The sequence below is a fragment of the Sphingobium sp. MK2 genome (assembly GCF_040170545.1).
GTDB lineage: Bacteria > Pseudomonadota > Alphaproteobacteria > Sphingomonadales > Sphingomonadaceae > Sphingobium.
Genome location: NZ_JAZDXA010000010.1, coordinates 46,940 through 69,393, shown reverse-complemented (window position 1 = coordinate 69,393; position 22,454 = coordinate 46,940). Strand labels below are relative to the sequence as shown.

Genomic DNA, 22,454 nt, shown 5'->3' with positions numbered 1-22,454 from the left:
TGGAAACGGGATTATCGGTTGTTCAGGCGGATCGTATCTTGGCCTGTTCAGCCGTGATCCAATCGAGCGCGGCGGCTTCGTCGGTAAAGACCGCCCGCCTATGCATGGATGTCGATATCCGTTTGGCCTGGATATTTTGAAGCGCGGATGACGACATGATGACGGCGTTCGGATTCGCCGCGTCATGTTCCTCAACCATCCGGCTCAAGGCGTCGGCAACATCCTTTGGCTGCACAGCATGTTCCCGCAAATCGACTATGAACCCGATATCAGGGGCCAAAACGCCATCTTTCGATATCGGCATCAAGGTTGCATCAATCGCCGCGCGATATGCGTCCAATGTTGCCAAATCCCACATGCCAAATAGCGTCAGGCGCAACAATCGACGCGCGCTATCGTAAACAATATCGTAACCAGATTGAGCCTCCGCCATAGATACCCGCTCCTTTAACGCAGTTCCGGTTCACCACCCGATCAGGTTTAGCAAATCCATGCGTAAAAGTAACTGCCGTTCCATCAGATCACAGGCGCAGCGAAATAATAATAAGGATACAAATATTTACGCGCCATTGTCCCGATATACCGGCAATCCCAGCCCGCGCCGGATCGCGATGGCGCGTAGCGCGAACCCGATCAGCGCTGCGATCAGGCCGGCGACGGGCACGTCCAGACCGATGGCGCGTAGTAACACGAACAGGCCGGACGCGACGGCGGCTGCGGTGACGTAGAGTTCGGGGCGCAGGAGGATGGACGGTTCGCCCGCCAGCAGATCGCGCATGATGCCGCCGACGCAGCCGGTGACGACGCCCATCATTCCGGCGACGAAGGGGGGCACGCCAAAGCTCATCGCCTTGGCCGCGCCGAACACGGCGAAGGCGGCCAACCCGATCGCGTCGAGCCAGTCGAGCGCGCGTTCGCTCCAGAATTTGCGCGGCGTGAACCAGACCATCAGCGCCGCAACCATGCAGGCGATGGCGGGTATGGGATCAGCGACCCAAAAGACCGGCGCGTCGATCAGCAGATCGCGCACCGTGCCGCCGCCAACGCCCGTGACCAACGCGAAGAAGGCGAAGGTCACCAGCGTCTGCTGCAACCGCGCCGCGGCCAGCGCGCCGGATGCAGCGAAGACGAAGGTGCCGACGATGCTCAAGGTTTCGAGCACCGGACCGATGGTGGTGGCGAGCGAGGCGACGGGGGGAAGCATGGCGCGATCTAACGCTGCTCACCCGCTTGTGTCGAGCGAACCTCATCATATTTCCGTCATTCCCGCGAAGGCGGGAACCCATCTCCTACGCTATCGTCAGGCGCGAGGTTGGGAGATGGGTCCCCGCCTGCGCGGGGATGACGAGGTTCGGTTTCGAGAAACTATTTCCGCCCTTTTTCGGTCGCGAGGCGGCTCATCAGGATGGCGGCGCGCTTGGCCTGGCGTTTCATGCTCGACAGGTCGGCCTGTTCCGCCGGGCTGTGGTCGCCGGTCGATGTGACGCCGAGGCCGATCAGCCCGTCCACATCCTGCGAGACGAAGCTGATATCGCCCGCGCCACGTTTGAGCGGATCGAGTTCGGGCATCGTTGCAAGGCCGAGGTCGGCGTTGACGCCGTTGAGCTTGGCCAGCAGCGCGCGGTTGCCCGCAGTCGGGGCCATGGAGGGATAGCCCATGTCGAAAGCGATGCTGGCCGAGGTGCCGGGCAGATGCCCTGCCCCGACGATGGCCTGCATTTTATCTCGCACGCGGGCGGTCTGCTCTTCGCTGAGCGTTCGGAAATCGCCCTTGGCCACGGCGATGGGCGGGATGATGTTGGTCTTGCCCGTCACCGCGATCCGCACGCCATCCTTGTCCACGTCCGCGCTTTGCCCGCCGCCGATCAGGCCGACGTTGAAGGTCAGATTGGGTTCGGGCAATTCCTTGCGGAAGGCGACGATGATCCGCGCCAGTTCATAGACCGCGCCATCGCCCGCACTGGCGGAAAAGATGCCCGAACTATGGCCCGACTTGCCGGTCGCAGTCAGCGTCCAGCTATTGGAGGATCGCCGGGCGATCGACCCCATATCCCTGCCGTCCTCAACGGACAGCCCCTCGAAATCGAGCGCAACGTCGGCGCGCTTGCCCGCCTGGATCAGGTCGGCGCGGGCGACGCTGATGGGTTCACCCGAATCCTCCTCGTCGCCGGTCAGCACGACTTCGATATTGGCATTTTTGAGCGTGCCCGCCGCCTGCATCGCCTTCAACGCCAGCAGCATCGTGACGACGCCGCCCTTGTCATCCGCGACGCCCGGTCCCTTGGCCAGATCGCCCGTGCGTTCAAATGTCTGGAAGGGCGAATCGGGTTCGAACACCGTGTCGAGATGGCCGATGAGCAGCATCTTGGTGGTCCCGGCCCGGCCTTTATGCACCGCGATCAGATGCCCGGCGCGTTTGGCGGCGTCCATCGGTTGCCATGTCACGGTAAAGCCCAGCGCCTCGAACTCAGGCCGCAGCATGTCGGCCACCGCCTTCACGCCCGCGAAATTCATGGAGCCGCTATTCTGGTTCACCAGGGTTTCGAGCAGGCCGATCGCGGGTTCATAGCCCGCCTCGACGCTTTGGGTCATTCTGCGTTCGGCGGGCGACAGCGCCGCCATGGCGGGCGTGCCCGCCAGCAGCAGCGCGCCCGCGATCAGGCCTGCCCGCATCACTTGGCGAGTTCCGCTTCGATCGCCGCGACCAATGCCGCATCGTCGGGCGCGGTGGTCGGCGCAAAGCGGGCGGCGACGCTGCCGTCCTTGGCGATCAGAAATTTCTCGAAATTCCACAGGACTTCGGGCACCGGATTGGGGGTCATGCCGTAACCTTTGAGCTTCTCCCGGAAAGCGTCGCCCTCCCCTTGTGCTTCCGGCACCGCGCTGGTCAGGGCGGCGTAAAGCGGATGCTTGTCCGGCCCGGTTACCACGATCTTTTCGAACATGGGGAAATCGACGCCGAAATTGGTGGTGCAGAAGGTGGCGATCTCGTCATTGCTGCCCGGCTCCTGCGCGCCGAAATCATTGGCCGGGAAGCCCGCGACCACCAGCCCCTTGTCCTTATAGGTGGCATATAGTTTTTCCAGCCCCTCATATTGCGGGGTCAGCCCGCATTTGGACGCGACATTGACCGCCAGAACCACCTTGCCCGCATAGTCGGCGAGGCTGGTGTCGGCACCCTTGATGGTCTTGAGCGGGATCTGCTGAAGGTCGGTCATGATTGGTCTCCTATGGTTGGCACGAACCCTGCCACTATATGGCCGCGCCGAAAAGATGGCCTACGCCAGCGGTCATCGCCATCGCCAGCGCGCCCCACAACAGCGTGCGCAGGATGGAGCGCAGCGGCCTCGCCCCGCCCAGCCGCGCGCCGACATAGCCCAACAGCGCCAGACAAAGCAGGCACAGGCCCACGATCGCGACCAGCGCGCTGCCCGCTGGGACGATGGCGGAGATCAGCACTGGCGGGGTGGCCCCCACGGCAAAGCTGGCGGCCGAGGCCAGCGCCGCCTGTACCGGGCGCGCGGTTGCCATGTCCGAAATGCCCAGTTCGTCGCGGGCATGCGCGCCCAGCGCATCGGTCGCCATCAACTGCTCCGCCACCTGCCCGGCCAGATCGGCGGTGAGGCCACGTTCGACATAGATGTCGCGCAGTTCGATCCATTCGGCGTGCGGCTGGGTGGCGAGCGCGTTGCGCTCCTTGGCAAGGTCGGCGCGCTCCGTGTCCGACTGGGCGCTGACCGAGACATATTCGCCCGCCGCCATCGACATCGCCCCTGCGACCAAAGCGGCGATGCCGGTCAGCAGGATCGTCTGACTGCTCGCGCCCGACGCGGCGATGCCGGTCATCAGGCTGGCGGTGGAGACGATCCCGTCATTGGCCCCCAGCACGGTGGCGCGTAGCCAGCCGACGCGGTTGACATAATGGACCGCGTGGTGGGGCTGGTCGATTGTCCTGTCGGTCTGCGCGTTCATCGGTCCGTCCCCGTTTCGATTTCGTCCCATAACTGCCGCTCGCTTCGCGCGAAGTCGAGAAGCGTTTGCGCGATGGGTTCTCGACTACGCTCGAACCGAACGGCGTATCTTTATCCCGCCAGCCCTTCGGCCTTTTCCGCCAATTCCAGCCAGCGCATTTCCGCCGCTTCTTTCTCCGCCTTCGCCTTGTCGATCGCCCCGGTCAGCGCGGCGAATTTCTTGGGATCGCGGGTGTAGAGCGCGGGGTCGGCCAGGGCCTCTTCGTCGCGGGCGATGGCCGCTTCCAGTTCCTCGACTCGCTTGGGCAACAGTTCCAGGTCGCGCTGGTCCTTATAGGTCAGCTTGGCCGACACGGGCTTGGGCGGCGCGGGCGCGGCGGCGGCTTTCTTCTCGGCCTTGGCAGCCTTGCGCGGATCGCGCTTGGCGATCCAGTCGGCATAGCCGCCGACGATCACGTCGACGACGCCGGTGCCGTCCAGCCCCAGCGTGACCGTCACGGTGCGGTCGAGAAAGTCGCGGTCATGGCTGACGATCAGCACCGTGCCGTCATAATCGGCGATCACTTCCTGCAACAGGTCGAGCGTTTCAAGGTCGAGATCGTTGGTCGGTTCGTCCAGCACCAAAAGGTTCGATTCGCGGGCAAATTCGCGCGCGAACAACAGGCGCGAGCGTTCGCCGCCGGAGAGGGTCGCGACCTTTGCCTCGGCCAGTGAGGGGTCGAACAGAAAGTCCTTTAGATAGCCGTGGACATGCTTGCGCACCCCGCGCACGTCGATCCAGTCGCCCCCTTCGGCCAGCACGTCGCGCACCGTCTTGTCGCCCTGCATCAGGCTGCGCTGCTGGTCGATGAAGATCATGTCGAGCGTCTGGGCCAGCGTCACGCTGCCGCTGTCGGGCGCGAGTTCGCCGGTCAGCAGTTTAAGCAGCGTCGATTTGCCCGCGCCATTGCCACCGACGATGCCGATCCGGTCGCCGCGCTGGATGCGCAGGGTGAAGTCTTCAATGATGACCCTTTCATCACTTCCGTTCGTGTCGAGCGAAGTCGAGACACCTTCGCGCTGCCGCTTCTCGACTTCGCTCGAAGCGAACGGAGATTTAGGAAAGCGCTTCGTGACATGCTCGGCCTTGATGACGCTCTTGGTCTTGCTGTCGTCGCTCGCCACCGCAATCTTGGCGGTGCCCTGCGGTCCCTGCATCGCGGCGCGGGTTTCGCGCATTTCCCATAGCTTGGCGAGCCGCCCCTGGTTGCGCTTGCGCCGTGCGGTGACGCCGCGTTCGAGCCAATGCGCCTCGATCTTCAGCTTCGCGTCCAGCTTCTCCGCCGCGCGCGCCTCTTCGGCATAGACGGCTTCCATCCATTGTTCGAAGCCGCCGAAGCCGATTTCGCTGCGGCGCATGACGCCCCGGTCGAGCCACAGTGTCTGGCGCGTGAGGCGAGTGAGGAAGGCGCGGTCATGGCTGATGACGACGAACGCGCCATTATAGCGCGCCAGCCAGTTTTCCAGCCAGTCGATCGCGGCGATATCCAAATGGTTGGTCGGTTCGTCCAGCAGCAGTAGGTCCGGCTCGCTCGCCAGCGCGCGGGCGATGGCGGCACGGCGCCGTTCGCCGCCGCTCGCGGTCTTCGCCTCGCGCGACAGGTCGATGCCGAGCTGGTCGGCGATTGCCTCCACCTCATGCGGCGCGGGCGCGAACTCGCCCGCCAGCGCGAAATCATGCAGCGTGGCGAAGGGCGTGACGTCGGGATCTTGCTCCAGCATGATGACTCGCGCGCCGGGCTGGACCGATCGCGTCCCCCGATCCGGCTCGATCAGGCCCGCGACCAGTTTCAACAGGGTCGTCTTGCCCGCGCCGTTGCGCCCGATCAGCGCCAGCCGGTCGCGCTGGCCGACATGAATGTCGATCCCCTCGAACAACCAGTGGGAGCCTTGGGAGAGGCCAAGATTTTCGTAGGAAAGAAGAGGTGCTGCCATGGCCGTGCAGCTAGGCGTTAGCGCGTCGTGGGGCAAGGGCGAAGGAACCGGAAGCTGTCCCACGGCTTTCAACGCATGTCAGCGTCCGTTCATCGCAGCCGATACAAAAGACCGGCATCCCCACAGGAAAGTTAGCCTTCATGAAATCCGCCCTTGTTCTTCTGGCCCTGGCCAGTGCCGCCCTGCCCGCCATCGCGGCTGCCCAGACCAATGTGACCATTGCCGAAACGGCGCCGGTCGTGACGCTGAACGTCACCGAAAGCGTGGAAGCATCGCCCGACATTGCGACCGTGGGCACGGGCGTCCAGACGCGCGCGCCGACCGCGCAGGCCGCGATGCAGGACAATGCCGCCAAGACCGAAAAGCTGATTGCCGCGCTGGCGCGTGCGGGCATCGCCAAGAAGGATATCCAGACCAGCGGCATCAATCTGAACGCGCAGTATGACTATAACCAGCGCGACGGCGAACCGAGCGGCCCGCGCTTCCTCGGCTATGAGGCGTCCAACACGCTGACCGTCAAGCTGCGTGATGTGAAGAAGGTCGGCTCGCTGCTCGATGCGATGGTCGCGGCGGGGGCCACCAACGTCAATGGTCCGAGCTTCGCGATCGATGATCCCGCGCCGATGCTGGCCCAGGCCCGTGGTCAGGCGTTGAAGAGCGCCAAGGCGCAGGCGGATTTCTACGCCCAGGCGGCCGGTTTCCGCACCGCGCGGCTGATTTCGATCAGCGAAAGCAACAGCGGTGGCCAACCGCCCATGCCGATGCTGCAATCGGCCCGCTTCAAGGCGGATTCGGTCGCCACGACTCCGGTCGAACCCGGCCAGGTCAGCGCGTCGGTGACGCTGACCGTGCAATATGCGCTGGATAAGTAAGTCCGTTTCGCCCCCGTCCTGCCGGTATCTTCGCGCAGGACGGGGGAGCCGTTAAACGGTCCCCATCATTCACCACCTGTTCAATGCCCTGCGCCTATGTCATGCCCATGCTTATGAAGTGGAAAATCCTGCCAGCCTCCGTGATGATCGGGATTGGCGCGGCGCTCGCGCTGGTGGTGACGATGCCCGTCGCTGATGCAGGCGGTCGGCGCGACGAACAGGACGCCGCCCGGCGCGCGATGCTGGACGGGCATGTCATGCCCTTTGCCATGATCAAGCGGCGGGTCGATGCCCAGATGGACGGGGCCAGTTATGTCGGCAGCGAATTCAATCCCGGCTCCAACCGTTATCGCCTGAAATATGTGAAGGACGGTAAGGTGGTATGGGTTGATGCCGACGGCCGGACAGGCGATATCATCGGCTGGGCGCGCTGACCGCGCTCGCTTTATAATAGAAACGGAAAGCCCATGCGTCTGCTGATCGTCGAGGATGAACCGAATCTGGGCCAGCAGCTCAGGAACACGCTGGAGGGGGCAGGCTATGCCGTCGACCTCGCCACGGATGGCGAAGACGGCCATTTCCTGGGCTCCACCGAAAATTACGATGCGGTCGTGCTGGACCTTGGCCTGCCGACGATCGACGGGCTGACCGTGCTGGACCGCTGGCGCAAGGAAGGCCGCGCCTTTCCGGTACTGGTGCTGACCGCGCGCGACAGTTGGTCGGACAAGGTGGCGGGGCTTGACGCAGGCGCGGACGATTATCTCGCCAAGCCGTTCCAGAGCGAGGAACTGATCGCCCGTCTGCGCGCGCTGATCCGCCGCGCATCGGGCAATGCGTCGAGCGAACTGACCGCTGGCGATGTCCGGCTCGACACGCGCTCAGGCAAGGTCACGCTCAAGGGCGATCCGGTCAAACTGACCGCACAGGAATATAAATTGCTGTCCTATCTGCTCCATCACAAGGGCAAGGTGGTCAGCCGCACCGAATTGATCGAACATATTTACGACCAGGATTTCGACCGCGATTCCAACACGATCGAAGTGTTCGTGACGCGCATCCGCAAGAAGCTGGGTGCCGATGTGATCACCACCATTCGCGGTCTGGGGTACAGCCTCGACGAGCCGGGGCGGTAATAGTCGCGGTCTTTTCAACCCGTTCGGTTCGAGCCTGTCGAGAACGGGGCTTGGCGCTCGCGTTCTCGACGGGCGCTTCTCGACTTCGCTCGAAGCTGCTCGAACCGAACGGTGCTTAAATAATGGATAGCGCAGCACCTCCTCCCCCCGTTCGCTCCACCGGGTCCATCAGCCGCCGGATGATGGGCATTGCCGCGCTGTGGATCAGCCTGCTCCTGATCGGCGGCGGGGTGGCGCTGGACCGGGTGTTGAGCGACGCGATCACGCGCAATTTCGACGACGGCATGAATTATGTGCTGACCGCGATGATCGCGGCGGCCGAGATCGGGCCGGAAGGCGAGGTGTTGTTCAACCGCGAACTGGCCGATCAGCGGTTCCTCGAACCCAATAGCGGCCTTTATTATCAGGTCAGCGCCAAGGGACATGAGGATTGGCGCTCGCGCTCGCTGTGGGATCGCGCGCTCAAAGTGCCGGAAGAACATCGCGACCGGCACCTGCATGTCTATGACAGCAAGCAATTCCCTGGCGAGGATCTGCGCATCATGGAGCGGACCGTGGTGCTGCCCGGTTCCGACAGCCGCTGGCTGTTCATGGTCGGCCAGGCGCGATCCGGGCTGGATGCGCAGATCAAGACGCTGCGCGCGACGCTGTTTCAGAGTTTCGCGATGCTGGCGCTGGGGCTGTTCGTGCTGGCGACGCTGCAGACTTTTTATGGGCTGCGGCCGCTGCGCAAGGTGCGGCAGGAAATCGTGCGGATGCGCGACGGGCAGAAAAGCCGCCTGACCGAGCCGATGCCCGCCGAAGTGCTGCCGATGGTCGAGGAACTGAACGCCCTGCTCGCCCATAATGAGCGGCAGGCGGAGGAGGCGCGCACCCATGCGGGCAACCTTGCCCATGCGCTCAAGACGCCGCTGACCGTCATCATGAACGCCGCAACCGCGCAGTCGCCCGACCTTGGCGAAGCGGTCATCCGCGAGGCGACGACGATGCGGCGGCAGGTCGACCATCACCTCGCCCGCGCCCGCGCGGTCGGACGACGCGGGGCGGCGCAGAGCCGGGCGGAGGTGTGGGCGAGCCTGACCGCCGTCGAGCGCGCGGTGCAGCGCCTCTATCCGCACACGCGCGTCGACATGGATGGCGACAGGGAAGCCGCCGTGCGTGTCGAGCGGCAGGATCTCGACGAAATGCTGGGCAACCTCATCGAAAATGCCGCGAAATATGGCGGCGGCTCCGTGTTCGCGACGGTGAAGCGCGCGGGCGACATGGTCGAGATATTGGTCGAGGATGATGGCATGGGCATTCCGCTGGAAGAGCGCGTCCGCATCTTCGATCGCGGCGTGCGGCTCGATTCGGGCAAGCCCGGCACCGGGCTTGGCCTTGCCATCGTGCGCGATGTCGCGGAAATCTATGGCGGGTCGGTGCTATTGGAGGAAAGCGAGGATCTGGGCGGACTGCTCGCGCGTTTGCGCTTACCTGCGGCCTGATCTTTCCCTTGCTATCACGGGTCGCAGTTGCGAAACAATAGCAACACCCCCGCTCCCACAGGACCGATCATGCGGCGATATCTTTATTTCATCGCGGGTTGGGCGTCGCTGGGCCTCGGTACGATCGGCGCGTTCCTACCCTTGCTGCCGACCGTCCCCTTCATGATTTTGGCCGCCTTCTGCTTTGCCCGGTCCAGTCCGAGGCTGGAGGCGAAGCTGCTCGATCACAAGCATTTCGGCCCGCATATCCGCCGCTGGCGCGAAAGGGGTGCGATCAGTCGGCGGGCCAAGAAGGCGGCGCTGGGGGCCTTTGCTTTCAGCGTCGTGCTGGCGCTGATCTTTTCGCCCTTTCCCTGGTTCCTGATCCCGGTCGCCGCCGCGCTGATCGGCGGGACGTGGATCTGGACTCGGCCTGAGGCCTGAGCGGCTCAGCAGCGGCATTTCGGCTTGGCGGCGCGTTTAGGGGCGGTGGTGGCAAATTCGGCGGGGGTCAGCTTGCCATCGCCATCGGCGTCTGCCGCGCCGAAACGGTCGGACGTCGCCACCGCCCATTCCTCGAACGACAAGAGATTGTCGCCATTTTTGTCGAGCGCCTTGAAAGCCTTGGTCCGGCTGCCCAGCATCTCGATCCGGGTGATCACGCCGTCGCGATTGCGGTCATAGCGGGCAAAGCGCTTCTGTTCGCGGCTCTGCGGGCTGGCCTCGCCCGGCATGGGCGGCGCGTCTCCCACCGCATCGGGATCGCCTTCCGGCAAACTCTCCACAGCGGGCGGCGGTGGCGCGGCCATGGCCAGTTGGGGCACCGGGTCATTGCTCGCCTGCCCCGACCACCAGAACAGGCCGCCAGCCACCAGCAGCAATGCCGCCATGCCCCCTGCCAGCAATCGCCCCATATGCCCGCTCCCTAGCCCATGCGGTGGGTAGCCTATCGCGCCTGCCTACCGCCCGACAAGCGCGATCCGCAGTAACCGCCAGGCCAGCGCGCGCGGCATCCCCAGCGGTGCGCGCCGTCCGGCCAGCACATCTTGCCGCGCCAGCGTCGCCACTATGCGCAGTGGCTTCCATGTGCGTGGCCAGCGCGCACCGTCCATCCGTGGCGCGATCTCCCGCGCCAGCGCCAGCGCCGCGTCGGCCAGCGCCACGTCGCCGACATGGCCAGCCATGTCCCATAGCGCCCAAAGCTGCCCCGCCGCCTCCAGCCAGTCCGGCGCATCGGCGGTATCGGCCAGCGCGCGGAACAGCCCGCCCCCCCGGCCGATGGCATAGGCACGCAGCCCTTCCACGTCGATGTCCGGTTCGACCACCAATATTTCCCAGCCGTCGATCATTGCGACCAGCCCCGGCGCGGTCATTGCGCCCGTCGCGCGCAACGCATCGACCACGGGTTCCCCCCGCCCCTTGCGCGCGTCGGCATCATCAATGACGTCATTCCACCAGGCGAGCCGCATCTGCCCGATGGCGGGCTCGCTGGTCGTGCGCGCGACATGGGCGAGCCGCGCGTCGAACGCCCAGAGCGCGCGGTGGCGCGCTGCCTGCGGCCCGGCATGGGCGGCCAGCACCGTGACCAGCGGCGACAAATCCTCCCCAGCGCCGCTCATGCGCGCCAATCGTCCCGGCTTTGGCGGGGCAGGCAAGTTATCGGTCCTTTAACCATCTTCCTCATACACATTCTAACGAGTGCGCCTGCATAGGCGAAACACATCTGTCCGGCCCGAAGTGGGGGGCATCGGGCACGACATGGGTGATGGCGGACAAATGGGCAAGCAGATCGAACATCCTGTAGGGTTCCTCCGCCGTCTGGCGAAGAGCCAGGCGGGCAATACCATGGCGATCGTCGCCGCCGCGATCATCCCGCTCGCCGCGCTGATCGGCGGGGGTCTGGACATGAGCCGCGCCTATATGGCGCGATCGCGTCTGCAACAGGCCTGCGACGCGGCGGCGCTGGCGGGACGCCGGGCGATGACGACGTCATCGATGACAACCGAGAATATTGCGGAAGCGCGGAAGTTTTTCGATTTCAACTTCCCGCAAGGCACGGCCGAAACGGCGAATTTCACGCCCGTCATCCAGAGCAAGCCGGGCGAAACCACCACGGTTCAGGTGACGGCATCGACCACCATCCCGACCACGGTGATGAAAATCTTCAAATTCACGACGCTGCCGTTGAACGTGACGTGCGAGGCGCGGTTCGACATCGGCAATACCGACGTCATGCTGGTGCTCGACACGACCGGGTCGATGGAATATGCGATCAGCAATGGCACCGGCGGCAGCACCACCCGCATCGCGGCGCTGCGTCAGGCGGTCAAGGATTTCTACGATACGCTGGGGCCAGGATCGGACGCAACGGGGCGCATCCGCTATGGCTTCATGCCCTACAGCTCAACGGTCAATGTCGGCTATCAATTGCCGACCACCCATCTGATAGGAGCAGTCAGCGGCGAGACGTGGAATTACCAGACGCGCCGACCCGTATTCTACTTTGAAGCCTCCTCCACCCCTTCTGTCTGCTATCGTCGCTATGGCCTCAACACCTGCTTCGCGACATCGGCGGCGGCCAATAATGCGTCCACTTCGTCCACGCGATCGCCAGCGCAGTGCACGGCTTATGGCAATAACAACGGTACAAACCCGTCGACGAGCGGAAACGCGCCGGCCGACACCGTAACGACCACCTATAGCTACGACAGTTTCAATGGATCGACGGCTGCTCCATCGGGCTCCACAAATCGCAAATGCGTGCGGCGCGAAGACCTCGTCACCAAAACCTATTCGACAACGAATGAGAACGGTGCCGATCGCATCTTCTACTATTGGGAATATGGGCAGTTCCCGCTGCCTGTGTCGGCTTTCATCACCGGCAATGCTGTGGCAAACCCAGCCTATCATGCCAGTTCACCCAATGACACCGGCGGCCTTCCTGTGCCATCGACCTCCCGTTGGACAGGATGTATCGAGGAACGTTCGACCGACAGCGGCATAACCGCATCGTCCTCTGCCTCCTCCGTCCCCAGCAATGCCTTCGACCTGCAGATCGACACCTTGCCCACCAACACGGATACCCGGTGGCGCCCCCATTGGCCCGACGTGGAATTTACCCGTGCCGGTGCGCACCTGAACTCGCAGACGCGAATCAACGGCGGCTGGATGGCCTGCCCCAGCCAGTCGCGCCGATTGACCAGCTATTCCAGCCGCTCGGCTATTCCAGCAGGTCAGAGCAGCAGCTACGACGCATATGTCGATGGTCTGGTCGCAGTCGGTGGCACCTATCATGATATCGGCATGGTCTGGGGCGCACGCTTCCTGTCGCCGACCGGCATTTTCGCCGGAGATAACGCCAATGCGCCCAATGGCTTCAACATCTCCCGCCACATCGTATTCATGACGGACGGTGATATGAGCGCCTATCAGGCGGTCTATGGTGCCTGGGGCTATCAATTGCTCGACGCTCGTGTTGCGGCGGCAAATACCAGCGACGTCAACCTGACCGCCATCCATAACCGTCGCCTTGAAATGTTGTGCAACGCGGTCAAAGCAAGAGGCATCACCATCTGGGTCATCGGCTTCCGTAACCAGTCCGAGGGCGATATTCAAACGCCACTGCAAAATTGCGCGTCGAGCGCCAATCACTGGATGATGGCCTATAATCAGGCACAGCTTACCCAGAAATTCAGGGACATCGCCAAGAATATCGGCGGCTTGCGAGTGTCGAAATGACCGGGACGGCAGTATCTCGTTTCCGTCGTCTATGCCGCGACGCGCGCGGTGCGACATTGGTGGAGTTCGGCCTGATCGCCGCGCCCCTGTGCCTGACGATCATGGCGATCGCCGACCTCGGCTATCAATCCTATCTTCGCTCGGTCACGCGCGGTGTGCTGGAGCAGGCTTCGCGCTCTGCTTCGGTCGGCACATTGAACAGCGCGCAGATCGACGCCTATATCGCGGCGCAGATGGCGACGATCAATACCAAGAACGGCACGACGTCGGTGGTGAAGAAAAGCTATTATAATTTCTCCCGCGTCGGCAAGCCGGAGAAGATCACGACCGATACCGCGCCGCTCGGCAGCTATAATGTCGGCGACTGTTATGAAGATGCCAATGGCAATGGCACCTATGACACTGCGCTGGGGTCCAATGGCCTCGGCGGCGCAGACGACATCGTCTATTATGAAGTCACCGTGTCGATGCCGCGCGTGTTCCCCATGGCCAAGATGTTGGGGTGGAGCGCCACGCAATCCGCCAAAGCCACCACCATCGTCCGCAACCAGCCCTGGGCCAACCAGCCCAAGCCAGCGATCATCTGCACATGACCCGTACACTCTCTGTCCTGCTTCATCGACTGCGCGCCTTGCGCGAAGACCATCGCGGCGTCGCGATGGTCGAATTTGCCTTTTCGCTGCCGGTGCTGCTGATCCTGTGCATGGCGGGACTGGAGACGGCCAATCTGGCGCTGGCGCATATGCGGCTCAGCCAGATTGCGATGCTGGTCGCTGACAATGCCGCGCGCGTCCGCACCTCCATTGACGAAGCCGACGTCAATGAAATCATGGTCGGGGCCGAATTGACCTCGGACAAGCTCGCCTTGCAGCAAAATGGCCGGATCATATTGTCCAGCCTGGAACCCAATGGATTGACCGCACCCAATGAAGGCCAGACCATTCGTTGGCAGCGTTGCTGGGGCAATGGCGCTTTCCCGTCCAGCTATGGCGTAGCGGGCGATGGCAAGACCAATGCCAGCTTGAAAGACGGGATGGGGCCGGGCACCACGGCTGACAAAAAGATCAAGGCCGGAACCGGCACGGCCGTCATGTTCGTGGAAGTCGCCTACCGATATCAGCCGCTGGTCACGGACGCGCTCTTTGGCCCTAAGGTCATTCGCTATACCAGCGCCTTCAACGTGCGGGAACGCACCGACCAGGCGATCAAGAATGCGGGCAATCTGGCGGCATCGGCCACGGCTCGCTGCACCTGACGAAAAAAAGGGCGGCCCGTGAGCCGCCCTTTCCTCATTATTTGTAGCAAACCTTCTTCGCGGCTTCCACCACGCGGGCGGCGTCGATCAGCGCTGCCTTTTCCAGATTTGCGGCATAGGGCAGCGGCACGTCTTCGTTGGTGACGCGCAGCACTGGGGCATCGAGATCGTCGAAGCCCTTTTCCATAACCACGGCGGCAATTTCCGACGCGATCGAGCAGGTCGGCCAGCCTTCTTCGACCACGACCAGCCGGTTGGTCTTCTTGAGGCTTTCCAGCACGGTCGCGGTGTCGAGCGGACGCAGCGTGCGCAGGTCGATGACCTCCGCGTCGATACCCTCACCCGCCAGCGTTTCCGCCGCGTCGAGCGCAAGGCCTACGCCGATCGAGTAGCTGACCAGCGTCACATCCTTGCCCGGCCGCATGATCCGCGCCTTGCCGATCGGCAGGACATAGTCATCGACCTTGGGCACGTCGAAGCTGCGGCCATAGAGAAGTTCGTTTTCGAGGAAAACGACCGGGTCCTGGCTGCGGATCGCGGCTTTCAGCAGGCCCTTGGCATCAGCCGAATCATAGGGGGCGATGACGATCAGGCCGGGGACGGCGGCATACCAGGGTGCATAATTCTGGCTATGCTGCGCGCCGACGCGGCTGGCCGCCCCGTTGGGACCACGGAACACGATCGGGCAGCGCATCTGGCCACCGGACATGTAGTTGGTCTTGGCCGCCGAGTTGATGATGTGGTCAATCGCTTGCATGGCGAAGTTGAACGTCATGAACTCGACGATCGGGCGCAGGCCGCCCATCGCCGCGCCCGTGCCGATGCCGGCAAAGCCATATTCGGTGATCGGCGTGTCGATGACGCGCTTGCCGCCAAATTCGTCCAGCAGGCCCTGGGTGACCTTATAGGCACCCTGATATTCGGCCACTTCCTCGCCGATCACGAACACGCGCTCGTCGGCGCGCATTTCTTCGGCCATGGCGTCGCGCAGCGCTTCGCGGACCGTCGTTTTGACGAACTCGGTGCCTTCGGGTAGGTCCGGGTCGGCAACGGTTGCCTTGGCTTCCGACGCCAGCTTGGACGTGCCGCTTTCGGCCTTTTTGGGCGCTTCGGCTTGCGCCTTGGCGGGCGCTGCCGCCTTGGGCGCGGGCGCGGCGTCCTCGCCCTCTTCACCGGCCATCGTCGCGATGACGGTGCCGACCTTCACGCCTTCGGACCCTTCGGCGATCATGATCTTGCCGATCTTGCCTTCATCGACGGCTTCGAATTCCATCGTCGCCTTGTCGGTTTCGATCTCGGCCAAAATGTCGCCGGATTTGACATCGTCGCCTTCCTTCACCAGCCACTTGGCCAGCGTGCCCTCTTCCATCGTCGGCGAGAGGGCCGGCATCTTGATTTCGATACCCATCAATATTGCTCCACCAGCACGTCGGTATAGAGTTCGGCCATGTCCGGCTCAGGCGAAGTTTCGGCAAAATCAGCCGCTTCGCTGACGATCTTGCGGATATCCTGATCGATCTTCTTGAGTTCGTCCTCGCCCACGCCATGTTCGGCGAGATAGGCCTTGGCACCCTCGATCGGGTCGGACTTGTCGCGCATCGCCTGGACTTCTTCGCGCGAGCGATATTTCGCCGGATCGGACATGGAGTGACCGCGATAACGGTAGGTCTTCATTTCCAGCAGGATCGGGCCATTGCCGCCCTGCACCCACTTCAACGCTTCCTCGGTCGCGCCGCGCACGGCCAGCACGTCCATGCCGTTGACCTGGATACCGGGGATGCGGAAACTTTCGCCCCGGCGATAGAGCTGGTCTTCCGCCGAAGAACGGTTGACGCTGGTGCCCATGGCATATTGGTTATTTTCGATCACGAAGATGATCGGCAGCTTCCACAGTTCGGCCATGTTGAAAGATTCATAGACCTGCCCCTGGTTGGCCGCGCCATCGCCGAAATAGGCGACGCACACCCCGCCATCGCCATTATATTTATGCGCGAAGCCCAGGCCCGCGCCGAGCGACACCTGCGCGCCGACGATGCCATGACCGCCGAAAAATTTATGTTCGACGCTGAACATATGCATCGAACCGCCCTTGCCGCGCGAAATGCCCGCGCCACGGCCGGTCAGTTCGGCCATGATGACGTTGGGATCGATGCCATAGGCCAGCATGTGGCCATGGTCGCGATAGCCGGTGATAACGCTGTCTTTGCCGGGCACGAGCGCCGACTGGATGCCGACCGCAACCGCTTCCTGGCCGATATACAGGTGACAGAAGCCGCCGATCAGGCCCAGACCGTAAAGCTGGCCCGCTTTTTCTTCGAAGCGGCGGATGAGGACCATCTGCCGGTAAAATTCCAGCAATTCTTCCTTGCTGGCTTTATAATCGGTCGGAGTGTCGGGGCGAGGCCGGTTATGGTCCGCGCCGACCGGGCTTTTCGCCTCGGCCTTTGCGCGGGTCGGGCGCGGCGTCGTTGGTTTCGCCAAGGCTCTTATCCTTTTGCGTGGGGTAGGATGGAAGGAAGCCCGATATAGCGGCAGAGTTGCATATATTGCAACGGCGGACCCAACGGAATCGGGGCGGAAACCATAACCTTGGACTAAGATTGATCGCGATGAAGGCTCAGTTGAGCGGAACGATCACTTCATCATGATGGATGACGCCCAATTGACGGCGGATCAGTTCGTCGGACAGGTCGGGATCGACCCGGCGCGGGTCAAGCAGATCGACCCGGTTGCGCAGATCGGCACGCGCTTCCTGCACCCGCTTGAGTTCCGCCTTGGCCTCGCCAAGCTGCCGCGAATAATCGCCCCAGGCGAGGATGCCGTTCGACCCCACGACGACATAGCCCGCGAACGACAGCAGCAAGAGCAGCGCGATCGCCGGGCCAAGGGCCGAGAATAAAAGGAGACGTAGCTTCGCGATGTGCGCCATCGCCCACAAGAATCACAAGAAAAGGTCGGCCGCAAGCGAATTTTATCGAACTTGCGGCCAATCGAAGGAAAGCCGATCAGCGGAAGATGGAGCGCCCGGCATAGACGGCGACATCGCCCAGTTCTTCCTCGATGCGGATGAGCTGGTTATATTTGGCGAGCCGGTCGGACCGCGCCAGCGACCCGGTCTTGATCTGGCCGCAGTTGGTGGCGACGGCGAGGTCGGCGATGGTCGCATCCTCGGTCTCGCCCGACCGATGCGACATCACGGCGGTGTAGCGCGCGCGTTGCGCCATATCGACCGCCGCCAACGTCTCGGTCAGCGTGCCGATCTGGTTGACCTTGACCAGCAGCGAGTTGGCCAGGCCCATGTCGATACCCATCGACAGGCGCTTGGGGTTGGTGACGAACAGGTCGTCGCCGACCAGTTGAACCGAACCGCCAATCTTGTCGGTCAGCGCCTTCCAGCCCTCGAAATCATCTTCGCTCATGCCGTCCTCGATCGACTTGATCGGATAGTCGGCACACAAGGCGGCGAGATAGTCGGCCATTTCAACGGGGCTGAGCGACAGGCCTTCGCCCGAAATCTCATATTTGCCGTTCTTGAAAAACTCGGTCGCCGCGCAGTCCAGCGCCAGCACGACATCGTCGCCCGGCTTATAGCCCGCCTTCTCGACCGACAACATGATGAAGTCGAGCGCATCGCGGGTCGAGGCGATGTTGGGTGCAAAGCCGCCTTCATCGCCGACCGACGTCGCCAGCCCCTTGTCGTGCAGGCCCTTCTTCAAGGTGTGGAAGATTTCGGACCCGATCCGCACAGCATCGGCGATGCTTTCGGCGCCGACCGGCATGATCATGAATTCCTGAAAGTCGATCGGGTTGTCGGCATGTTCGCCGCCATTGATGATGTTCATCATCGGCACCGGCAGCACATGCGCCGACACGCCGCCGACATAGCGATAGAGCGGCAGGCCGCGCGCATCGGCAGCAGCTTTGGCAACCGCCAGGCTGACGCCCAGGATCGCATTGGCACCCAGGTTCGACTTGTTATCGGTGCCGTCGAGCGCGATCATCGCGGCATCGACTTCGCCCTGATCCTCGGCATCGAAGCCGATCAGTTCGCCGGCAATCTCGTCATTGACGGTATCGACCGCTTTAAGCACGCCCTTGCCCATATAGCGGCTCTTGTCGCCGTCGCGCTTTTCCACGGCCTCATAGGCACCCGTCGATGCGCCCGATGGCACGGCCGCGCGGCCAAAGCTGCCATCTTCGAGCATGACGTCGACTTCGACGGTGGGGTTGCCCCGGCTATCGAAAATCTGGCGGGCGTGAATGTCGAGAATGGCGGTCATGATCGCTCCCTGCACTGGCGATGGGCGGACAACCCTGATGGCAGCCCCTCCCCTGTTTTTCCGCGATCCGCTTAGCCAGCAGCCCGGCTATTGGCAATGCAGGGCTTGCATGGATCGGAAAAATGCCGATGCTCGAAAATGTAACGGCAACGGAACTGCAAGCCGTTGCGGAGCATTAGGAATATAAGCACCTGCCGCTTCATGCGGCGCGCCATGCTGCATCAAGAGGGAGATTGAGGACGATGGTCGACACCCCGGCAACCCCGCCCGCCAAGCGCGGACGGCCGCCCAAGGCCAAGACTTTGGACACCAGCACTGCCAAAACCGCGGTGAAGGCTGCGCCGGTCAAGGCTGCGGCCATTGCCAAGCCCGCCAAGACGGCAAAGCCTGTCGAGGACAAAAAGAGCAAGACATTGGCCGCCCAGATTGCCCCGATCAAGGAACAGGCGGAAAAAGCCGCGAAGGCGGCTGCCGAGAAACTGAACTCAGTCGATTGGAAAGCGCATATTGATCCCATCAAGGAGCAGGCTGGAAAGACGGCCAAGTCCGCCGCTGGCGTTGCCAAGGACAAGACCGGCACCGCCATGCAAAGCCTGGCCAAGCTGATTTCCGAAACGGCGGGTACGGTCGATGCCAAGCTAGGCCCGCAATATGGCGACTATGCTCGTCAGGCCGCCGAACAGGTCGCCGGTGCGGCCGACAGCCTCGACAGCAAGGATGTCGACCAGCTTATGGCCGAAGCGCGCGACTTTGTGCGTAAAAGCCCGGCCGTGGCCATTGGTGCGGCGGCGGTTGTCGGTTTCGTGCTGATGCGGCTTGCCAAAGGGTCGGATGACAAGGCCTGAGGGACTGGCATTCTGGCTTTCCCGTCACTGACACTAAAGGCTCCGACTGTGGAGCGGAGGATCTATTGACCCAAGAGCCAGCGGAAACGGCGATGACGCCGCATGCCGAAGGATCGGCAACGGGTGATCAGGACAAGGGCGCAGACGCAGAAAGCGTCCGTGACATTTTGTCCCGCCTATATGCCGACGGGCGCGCCTATGCGGCGGCTGAAGCCGACAAGCAGAAGCTGCGGCTGAGCATTGTTGGTGTCGGCGTCCGCAATGCGGCGATATTGGGATCGGTGGCGTTGATGCTCGCCTTTGCCTCTATCGTCGCCTTGTTGGTGGGCTTGATTATCGCCTTGTCCCGTCATTTGGAGCCGCTTTGGGCGACGCTGATCGTCGCGGGGGGCGGATTATTCGTGACAGTCCTGCTGCTGCTGTTGGCGAAGGGCTGCATCACGCGCATGAAAAAGGCTATCACGCCATGAGCCGGGAATTGGCCTATCGGGAAGCCTGCATACGGGCGGATCAGGCACGCGCCCAATTGCAAGCCAGTGCGAGCGAAGCCAAGGCCCGTATAGCACCGGCGCGTCTGGCTCAGGATGCAAAGACCAAAGCGACAGGTGCGATATTGGATGTGGTGGCAAAGGGCGCGGCCAAGGCGCAGCAACGCCCGATCGCCGTCGGTGCGGCCGCTACAGCCTTTACGCTTTTTCTCGCGCGACGACCGCTGGCGGCACTTTTCAGACGTTTATACGTTCGGTTAAGGAGCACCCCAACGCAATTGCCGGAGAATGACCATGGCTGACATTCGTGCCCAAGTTAATCGTGTCCGTGAAGCGGCCAATGATGCGGCGACCACCGCCTCTGACCGTATTCGTGAAACCACCGCCAAGGCACGCGAAGGCGCGGGCGAACTGGTGCAGACAGGTCGCGACAAGGCAGGCATGGCCTATGGCGACGCCCGCGACAAGACGCAGCGTGCCGCAACCCGCGCCAACCAGATCGTGCAGGACCATCCAGTCGCGGCTGTCGCCGGCGCGATCGCCGTCGGTGCCGTCGTCGCCTGGATGTTCCCCAAGAGCCGCGCAATGATGAAGGCGTTGCCGGGCCTTGCGGTCACAGCCGGTTCGCGTGTCGTCGAAGCCGCAGTAGCGGCGCGTGCCGCTGCGGCGGAAGGCGCTGAAACGGTGAAGACCAACGCTGCCCATGCGCTGCATAGCGCAGGCGACGCCGCATCGCACGCGCGCGACAATATCGCCGCTGCCGATCTGTCGGCCAAGGCGTCGAAGCTCGCCGACGATGTGACGTCGCTGGTCGCGCACCGCATCGAAGCGCTGGGCGATGCGATCAAGGCACGGTTGCCCAAAAACTAATTGCGTCGGCGTCAAACGCACGCGAACAGCTCTTTAGTCCCCCTTGGATGGGCCGTGCGGCGCTGCTAGGGTCGTCGCCCACCCAAGGGAGATAATAGACGCCATGAGCAAAATGCATCTGGTGCTGGGCGGTCGTGTTACCGATCCGCAGACGCTCGAATTTCAAGACCTCAGCAAAGTCGACCTGGTCGGCGTATTTCCCGACTATGCCTCGGCCGAAAAGGCCTGGCGCGGTGCCGCGCAGCGCACGGTGGATGACGCCGAAATGCGCTATGTGATCGTGCATCTCCACCGCCTGCTGGAACCCGAACTGCCCAAGGCGGAGTAAGCCGCTGCTATCCCTGTTCCCCGGCCCAAGCCGGGGAACAGTCTTTACCAATATATCAGTTTATTGCCTGTGGCCGTTTGCGAAAACGCCAGCGCAACAGGGGACGAGTAATGGCCAGCCCGGCCAGGAACCCCCCAATATGCGCGGCAATCGCGATCTGCCCAAGATCGCCCATGCCCCCGGCCGTGGCCAATCCGATCATCAGTTGTAGCGCGATCCAGCCGCCAGCCAGCCAGGCCAAGCGCACCACATTTGCCGAAAATGGCCCGACCTTTCGCACCTGCTGCTGGCTATAAAGCAGAGCATAGGTCGCAATAATGGCAGAAATCGCCCCGCTCGCCCCGACCATAGGCCCGGTCGAGCCCGGATCAATGAGCCATTGCGCGCCGCAAGCCGCATAAGCACCCACGCCATAGAGCAGCAGCGTCGGCCCCTTGCCCAGCACATGTTCGACATGCCGCCCGCAAAAGACCAGCATCAACATATTGAAGCCGACATGCAGCCAACCGGCATGGATCAGCGTGCAAGTGAGCGGCGTCAGCCACCAGGGCACCGCCGCCAGCCCCGCCAGCAGGTCGGGATCGCCCACGCGCGCGGGGATGAACCCGCCCAGCACCGCGGCATTGTCGATATGACCCGTCAGATACAGGATCAGGAACACGGCGAAGCTGATCGCCGCGATCCCGTTCGTCATGGGGCCAGCGGGCAATTTCACGGGATCAGATAAACTCGATTTTCTCGACCGAGTAGAATTTGTCGCCCGATGGCACCGACACCTCGACATCCTCGCCGACCGTGCGACCGATCAGCGCGCGCCCCAACGGGCTGTTGTACGAGATCATACCGGCCTTGGCATCCGCCTCGGCCTGGCCGACGATCTGATATTTCACCGGCTTGTCATCTTCATCGAGCAAGGTCACGGTCGCGCCGAACACGATCTTGTTGCCCGACAGGGTCGCGGGATCGATGATCTGCGCGCGCGACAGCTTGTCTTCCAGATCGTTGATCGTGGCCTCTACCTGGCCCTGCCGTTCCTTGGCGGCGTGATATTCCGCATTCTCGGACAGGTCGCCATGGGCGCGCGCTTCCTCGATGGCGTCCACGATCAGGGGCCGTTCGGCCTTGAGTTCGCGCAACTGTGCATTGAGCTTGTCATAGCCCATCTGCAGCATCGGCATCTTCTCAACGGTCGCCATTTTGCAAATCCTTCGTCAAAACTTCCCTTTGGCGGCCCGAA

Annotated in this window: 27 protein-coding genes; 13 read left to right on the top strand and 14 right to left on the bottom strand. The window is 62.9% G+C overall.

Annotated elements, in window-relative coordinates; translation table 11 throughout:
• Positions 1-22: 22 nt before the first annotated feature.
• The 6 genes from V2I08_RS06615 to V2I08_RS06590 form a co-directional block, all read right to left on the bottom strand.
• On the bottom strand, positions 23-433 hold the full coding sequence (locus V2I08_RS06615) for a hypothetical protein (RefSeq protein WP_349634405.1): 411 nt from the start codon (positions 431-433) through the stop codon (positions 23-25).
• Positions 434-559: 126 nt separating this feature from the next.
• Positions 560-1,204, bottom strand: coding sequence for a trimeric intracellular cation channel family protein (locus V2I08_RS06610; RefSeq protein ID WP_349634404.1), 645 nt, complete (start codon positions 1,202-1,204; stop codon positions 560-562).
• Between the two features lie 161 nt (positions 1,205-1,365).
• A complete protein-coding gene (locus tag V2I08_RS06605) occupies positions 1,366-2,673 on the bottom strand; it encodes a M20/M25/M40 family metallo-hydrolase (protein ID WP_349634403.1) in 1,308 nt (435 codons plus the stop codon).
• Positions 2,673-3,218 (bottom strand): glutathione peroxidase, encoded by a 546-nt coding sequence (locus V2I08_RS06600; RefSeq protein ID WP_349634402.1) that lies wholly within the window; start codon positions 3,216-3,218, stop codon positions 2,673-2,675. Before V2I08_RS06600 ends, V2I08_RS06605 begins: the two co-directional genes overlap by 1 nt.
• A gap of 34 nt (positions 3,219-3,252) precedes the next feature.
• Positions 3,253-3,972: a VIT family protein gene (locus V2I08_RS06595; RefSeq protein WP_349634401.1), complete on the bottom strand. Its 720-nt coding sequence runs from the start codon at positions 3,970-3,972 to the stop codon at positions 3,253-3,255.
• Positions 3,973-4,082: 110 nt separating this feature from the next.
• Positions 4,083-5,945, bottom strand: coding sequence for an ABC-F family ATP-binding cassette domain-containing protein (locus tag V2I08_RS06590; RefSeq protein WP_313924391.1), 1,863 nt, complete (start codon positions 5,943-5,945; stop codon positions 4,083-4,085).
• Between the two features lie 140 nt (positions 5,946-6,085).
• Here V2I08_RS06590 and V2I08_RS06585 point away from each other — a divergent pair, with 140 nt between their 5' ends.
• The 5 genes from V2I08_RS06585 to V2I08_RS06565 all read left to right on the top strand — a co-directional run bounded on the left by V2I08_RS06585 (position 6,086) and on the right by V2I08_RS06565 (position 9,857).
• Positions 6,086-6,817: an SIMPL domain-containing protein gene (locus tag V2I08_RS06585; RefSeq protein ID WP_349634400.1), complete on the top strand. Its 732-nt coding sequence runs from the start codon at positions 6,086-6,088 to the stop codon at positions 6,815-6,817.
• A gap of 83 nt (positions 6,818-6,900) precedes the next feature.
• Entirely contained in the window at positions 6,901-7,251 is a 351-nt protein-coding gene (locus V2I08_RS06580; RefSeq protein ID WP_349634399.1) for a hypothetical protein, read from the top strand.
• A 33-nt stretch (positions 7,252-7,284) separates the two neighbouring features.
• A complete protein-coding gene (locus V2I08_RS06575; RefSeq protein ID WP_043148986.1) occupies positions 7,285-7,950 on the top strand; it encodes a response regulator transcription factor in 666 nt (221 codons plus the stop codon).
• A 179-nt stretch (positions 7,951-8,129) separates the two neighbouring features.
• Positions 8,130-9,434, top strand: a complete 1,305-nt coding sequence (locus tag V2I08_RS06570) for a HAMP domain-containing sensor histidine kinase (protein WP_349634454.1) — start codon at positions 8,130-8,132, stop codon at positions 9,432-9,434.
• A gap of 69 nt (positions 9,435-9,503) precedes the next feature.
• On the top strand, positions 9,504-9,857 hold the full coding sequence (locus V2I08_RS06565; protein WP_349634398.1) for a YbaN family protein: 354 nt from the start codon (positions 9,504-9,506) through the stop codon (positions 9,855-9,857).
• Between the two features lie 5 nt (positions 9,858-9,862).
• Here V2I08_RS06565 and V2I08_RS06560 read toward each other — a convergent pair whose 3' ends face one another.
• Entirely contained in the window at positions 9,863-10,327 is a 465-nt protein-coding gene (locus V2I08_RS06560) for a hypothetical protein (RefSeq protein ID WP_349634397.1), read from the bottom strand.
• Between the two features lie 45 nt (positions 10,328-10,372).
• Positions 10,373-11,032 carry a squalene/phytoene synthase family protein gene (locus V2I08_RS06555; RefSeq protein ID WP_349634396.1) on the bottom strand — a complete coding sequence of 220 codons (660 nt, stop codon included), beginning with the start codon at positions 11,030-11,032 and terminating at the stop codon, positions 10,373-10,375.
• Between the two features lie 157 nt (positions 11,033-11,189).
• On the opposite strand from V2I08_RS06555, the gene V2I08_RS06550 reads away from it, so the two are divergent.
• From V2I08_RS06550 to V2I08_RS06540, 3 genes are read left to right on the top strand one after another with little or no spacing between them, the layout of a single operon-like run.
• The gene (locus V2I08_RS06550) at positions 11,190-13,151 is read left to right on the top strand and encodes a pilus assembly protein TadG-related protein (protein ID WP_349634395.1); all 1,962 of its coding nucleotides are present in this window, start codon (positions 11,190-11,192) and stop codon (positions 13,149-13,151) included.
• Positions 13,148-13,744, top strand: a complete 597-nt coding sequence (locus tag V2I08_RS06545) for a TadE/TadG family type IV pilus assembly protein (protein ID WP_349634394.1) — start codon at positions 13,148-13,150, stop codon at positions 13,742-13,744. Before V2I08_RS06550 ends, V2I08_RS06545 begins: the two co-directional genes overlap by 4 nt.
• Positions 13,741-14,406, top strand: a complete 666-nt coding sequence (locus V2I08_RS06540; RefSeq protein WP_349634393.1) for a TadE/TadG family type IV pilus assembly protein — start codon at positions 13,741-13,743, stop codon at positions 14,404-14,406. The genes V2I08_RS06545 and V2I08_RS06540 overlap by 4 nt, the downstream gene beginning before the upstream one ends.
• A 37-nt stretch (positions 14,407-14,443) precedes the next feature.
• On the opposite strand, the gene V2I08_RS06535 is transcribed toward V2I08_RS06540, so the two are convergent.
• From V2I08_RS06535 to eno, 4 genes are all read right to left on the bottom strand, one after another.
• The gene (locus tag V2I08_RS06535; protein ID WP_349634392.1) at positions 14,444-15,814 is read right to left on the bottom strand and encodes a pyruvate dehydrogenase complex E1 component subunit beta; all 1,371 of its coding nucleotides are present in this window, start codon (positions 15,812-15,814) and stop codon (positions 14,444-14,446) included.
• Entirely contained in the window at positions 15,814-16,887 is a 1,074-nt protein-coding gene (gene pdhA / locus V2I08_RS06530; protein WP_349634391.1) for a pyruvate dehydrogenase (acetyl-transferring) E1 component subunit alpha, read from the bottom strand. Before pdhA ends, V2I08_RS06535 begins: the two co-directional genes overlap by 1 nt.
• Positions 16,888-17,023: 136 nt before the next feature.
• On the bottom strand, positions 17,024-17,335 hold the full coding sequence (locus V2I08_RS06525) for a septum formation initiator family protein (RefSeq protein WP_349634390.1): 312 nt from the start codon (positions 17,333-17,335) through the stop codon (positions 17,024-17,026).
• Between the two features lie 76 nt (positions 17,336-17,411).
• Positions 17,412-18,686, bottom strand: a complete 1,275-nt coding sequence (gene eno / locus V2I08_RS06520; RefSeq protein WP_349634389.1) for a phosphopyruvate hydratase — start codon at positions 18,684-18,686, stop codon at positions 17,412-17,414.
• A gap of 242 nt (positions 18,687-18,928) precedes the next feature.
• On the opposite strand from eno, the gene V2I08_RS06515 reads away from it, so the two are divergent.
• The 5 genes from V2I08_RS06515 (at position 18,929) to V2I08_RS06495 (ending at position 21,217) form a co-directional block, all read left to right on the top strand.
• Positions 18,929-19,531 carry a hypothetical protein gene (locus tag V2I08_RS06515; protein ID WP_349634388.1) on the top strand — a complete coding sequence of 201 codons (603 nt, stop codon included), beginning with the start codon at positions 18,929-18,931 and terminating at the stop codon, positions 19,529-19,531.
• A 65-nt stretch (positions 19,532-19,596) separates the two neighbouring features.
• The gene (locus tag V2I08_RS06510; RefSeq protein WP_349634387.1) at positions 19,597-20,001 is read left to right on the top strand and encodes a hypothetical protein; all 405 of its coding nucleotides are present in this window, start codon (positions 19,597-19,599) and stop codon (positions 19,999-20,001) included.
• Positions 19,998-20,321 carry a hypothetical protein gene (locus V2I08_RS06505; protein WP_349634386.1) on the top strand — a complete coding sequence of 108 codons (324 nt, stop codon included), beginning with the start codon at positions 19,998-20,000 and terminating at the stop codon, positions 20,319-20,321. Before V2I08_RS06510 ends, V2I08_RS06505 begins: the two co-directional genes overlap by 4 nt.
• Entirely contained in the window at positions 20,314-20,889 is a 576-nt protein-coding gene (locus V2I08_RS06500) for a hypothetical protein (protein ID WP_349634385.1), read from the top strand. Before V2I08_RS06505 ends, V2I08_RS06500 begins: the two co-directional genes overlap by 8 nt.
• A gap of 103 nt (positions 20,890-20,992) precedes the next feature.
• Entirely contained in the window at positions 20,993-21,217 is a 225-nt protein-coding gene (locus tag V2I08_RS06495) for a DUF4170 domain-containing protein (RefSeq protein WP_349634384.1), read from the top strand.
• A gap of 55 nt (positions 21,218-21,272) precedes the next feature.
• Here the strand turns inward: V2I08_RS06495 and V2I08_RS06490 are convergent, their stop codons facing one another.
• Entirely contained in the window at positions 21,273-21,911 is a 639-nt protein-coding gene (locus tag V2I08_RS06490) for a rhomboid family intramembrane serine protease (RefSeq protein WP_349634383.1), read from the bottom strand.
• Between the two features lie 25 nt (positions 21,912-21,936).
• A complete protein-coding gene (greA, locus tag V2I08_RS06485; protein ID WP_349634382.1) occupies positions 21,937-22,413 on the bottom strand; it encodes a transcription elongation factor GreA in 477 nt (158 codons plus the stop codon).
• Positions 22,414-22,454: the final 41 nt, after the last annotated feature.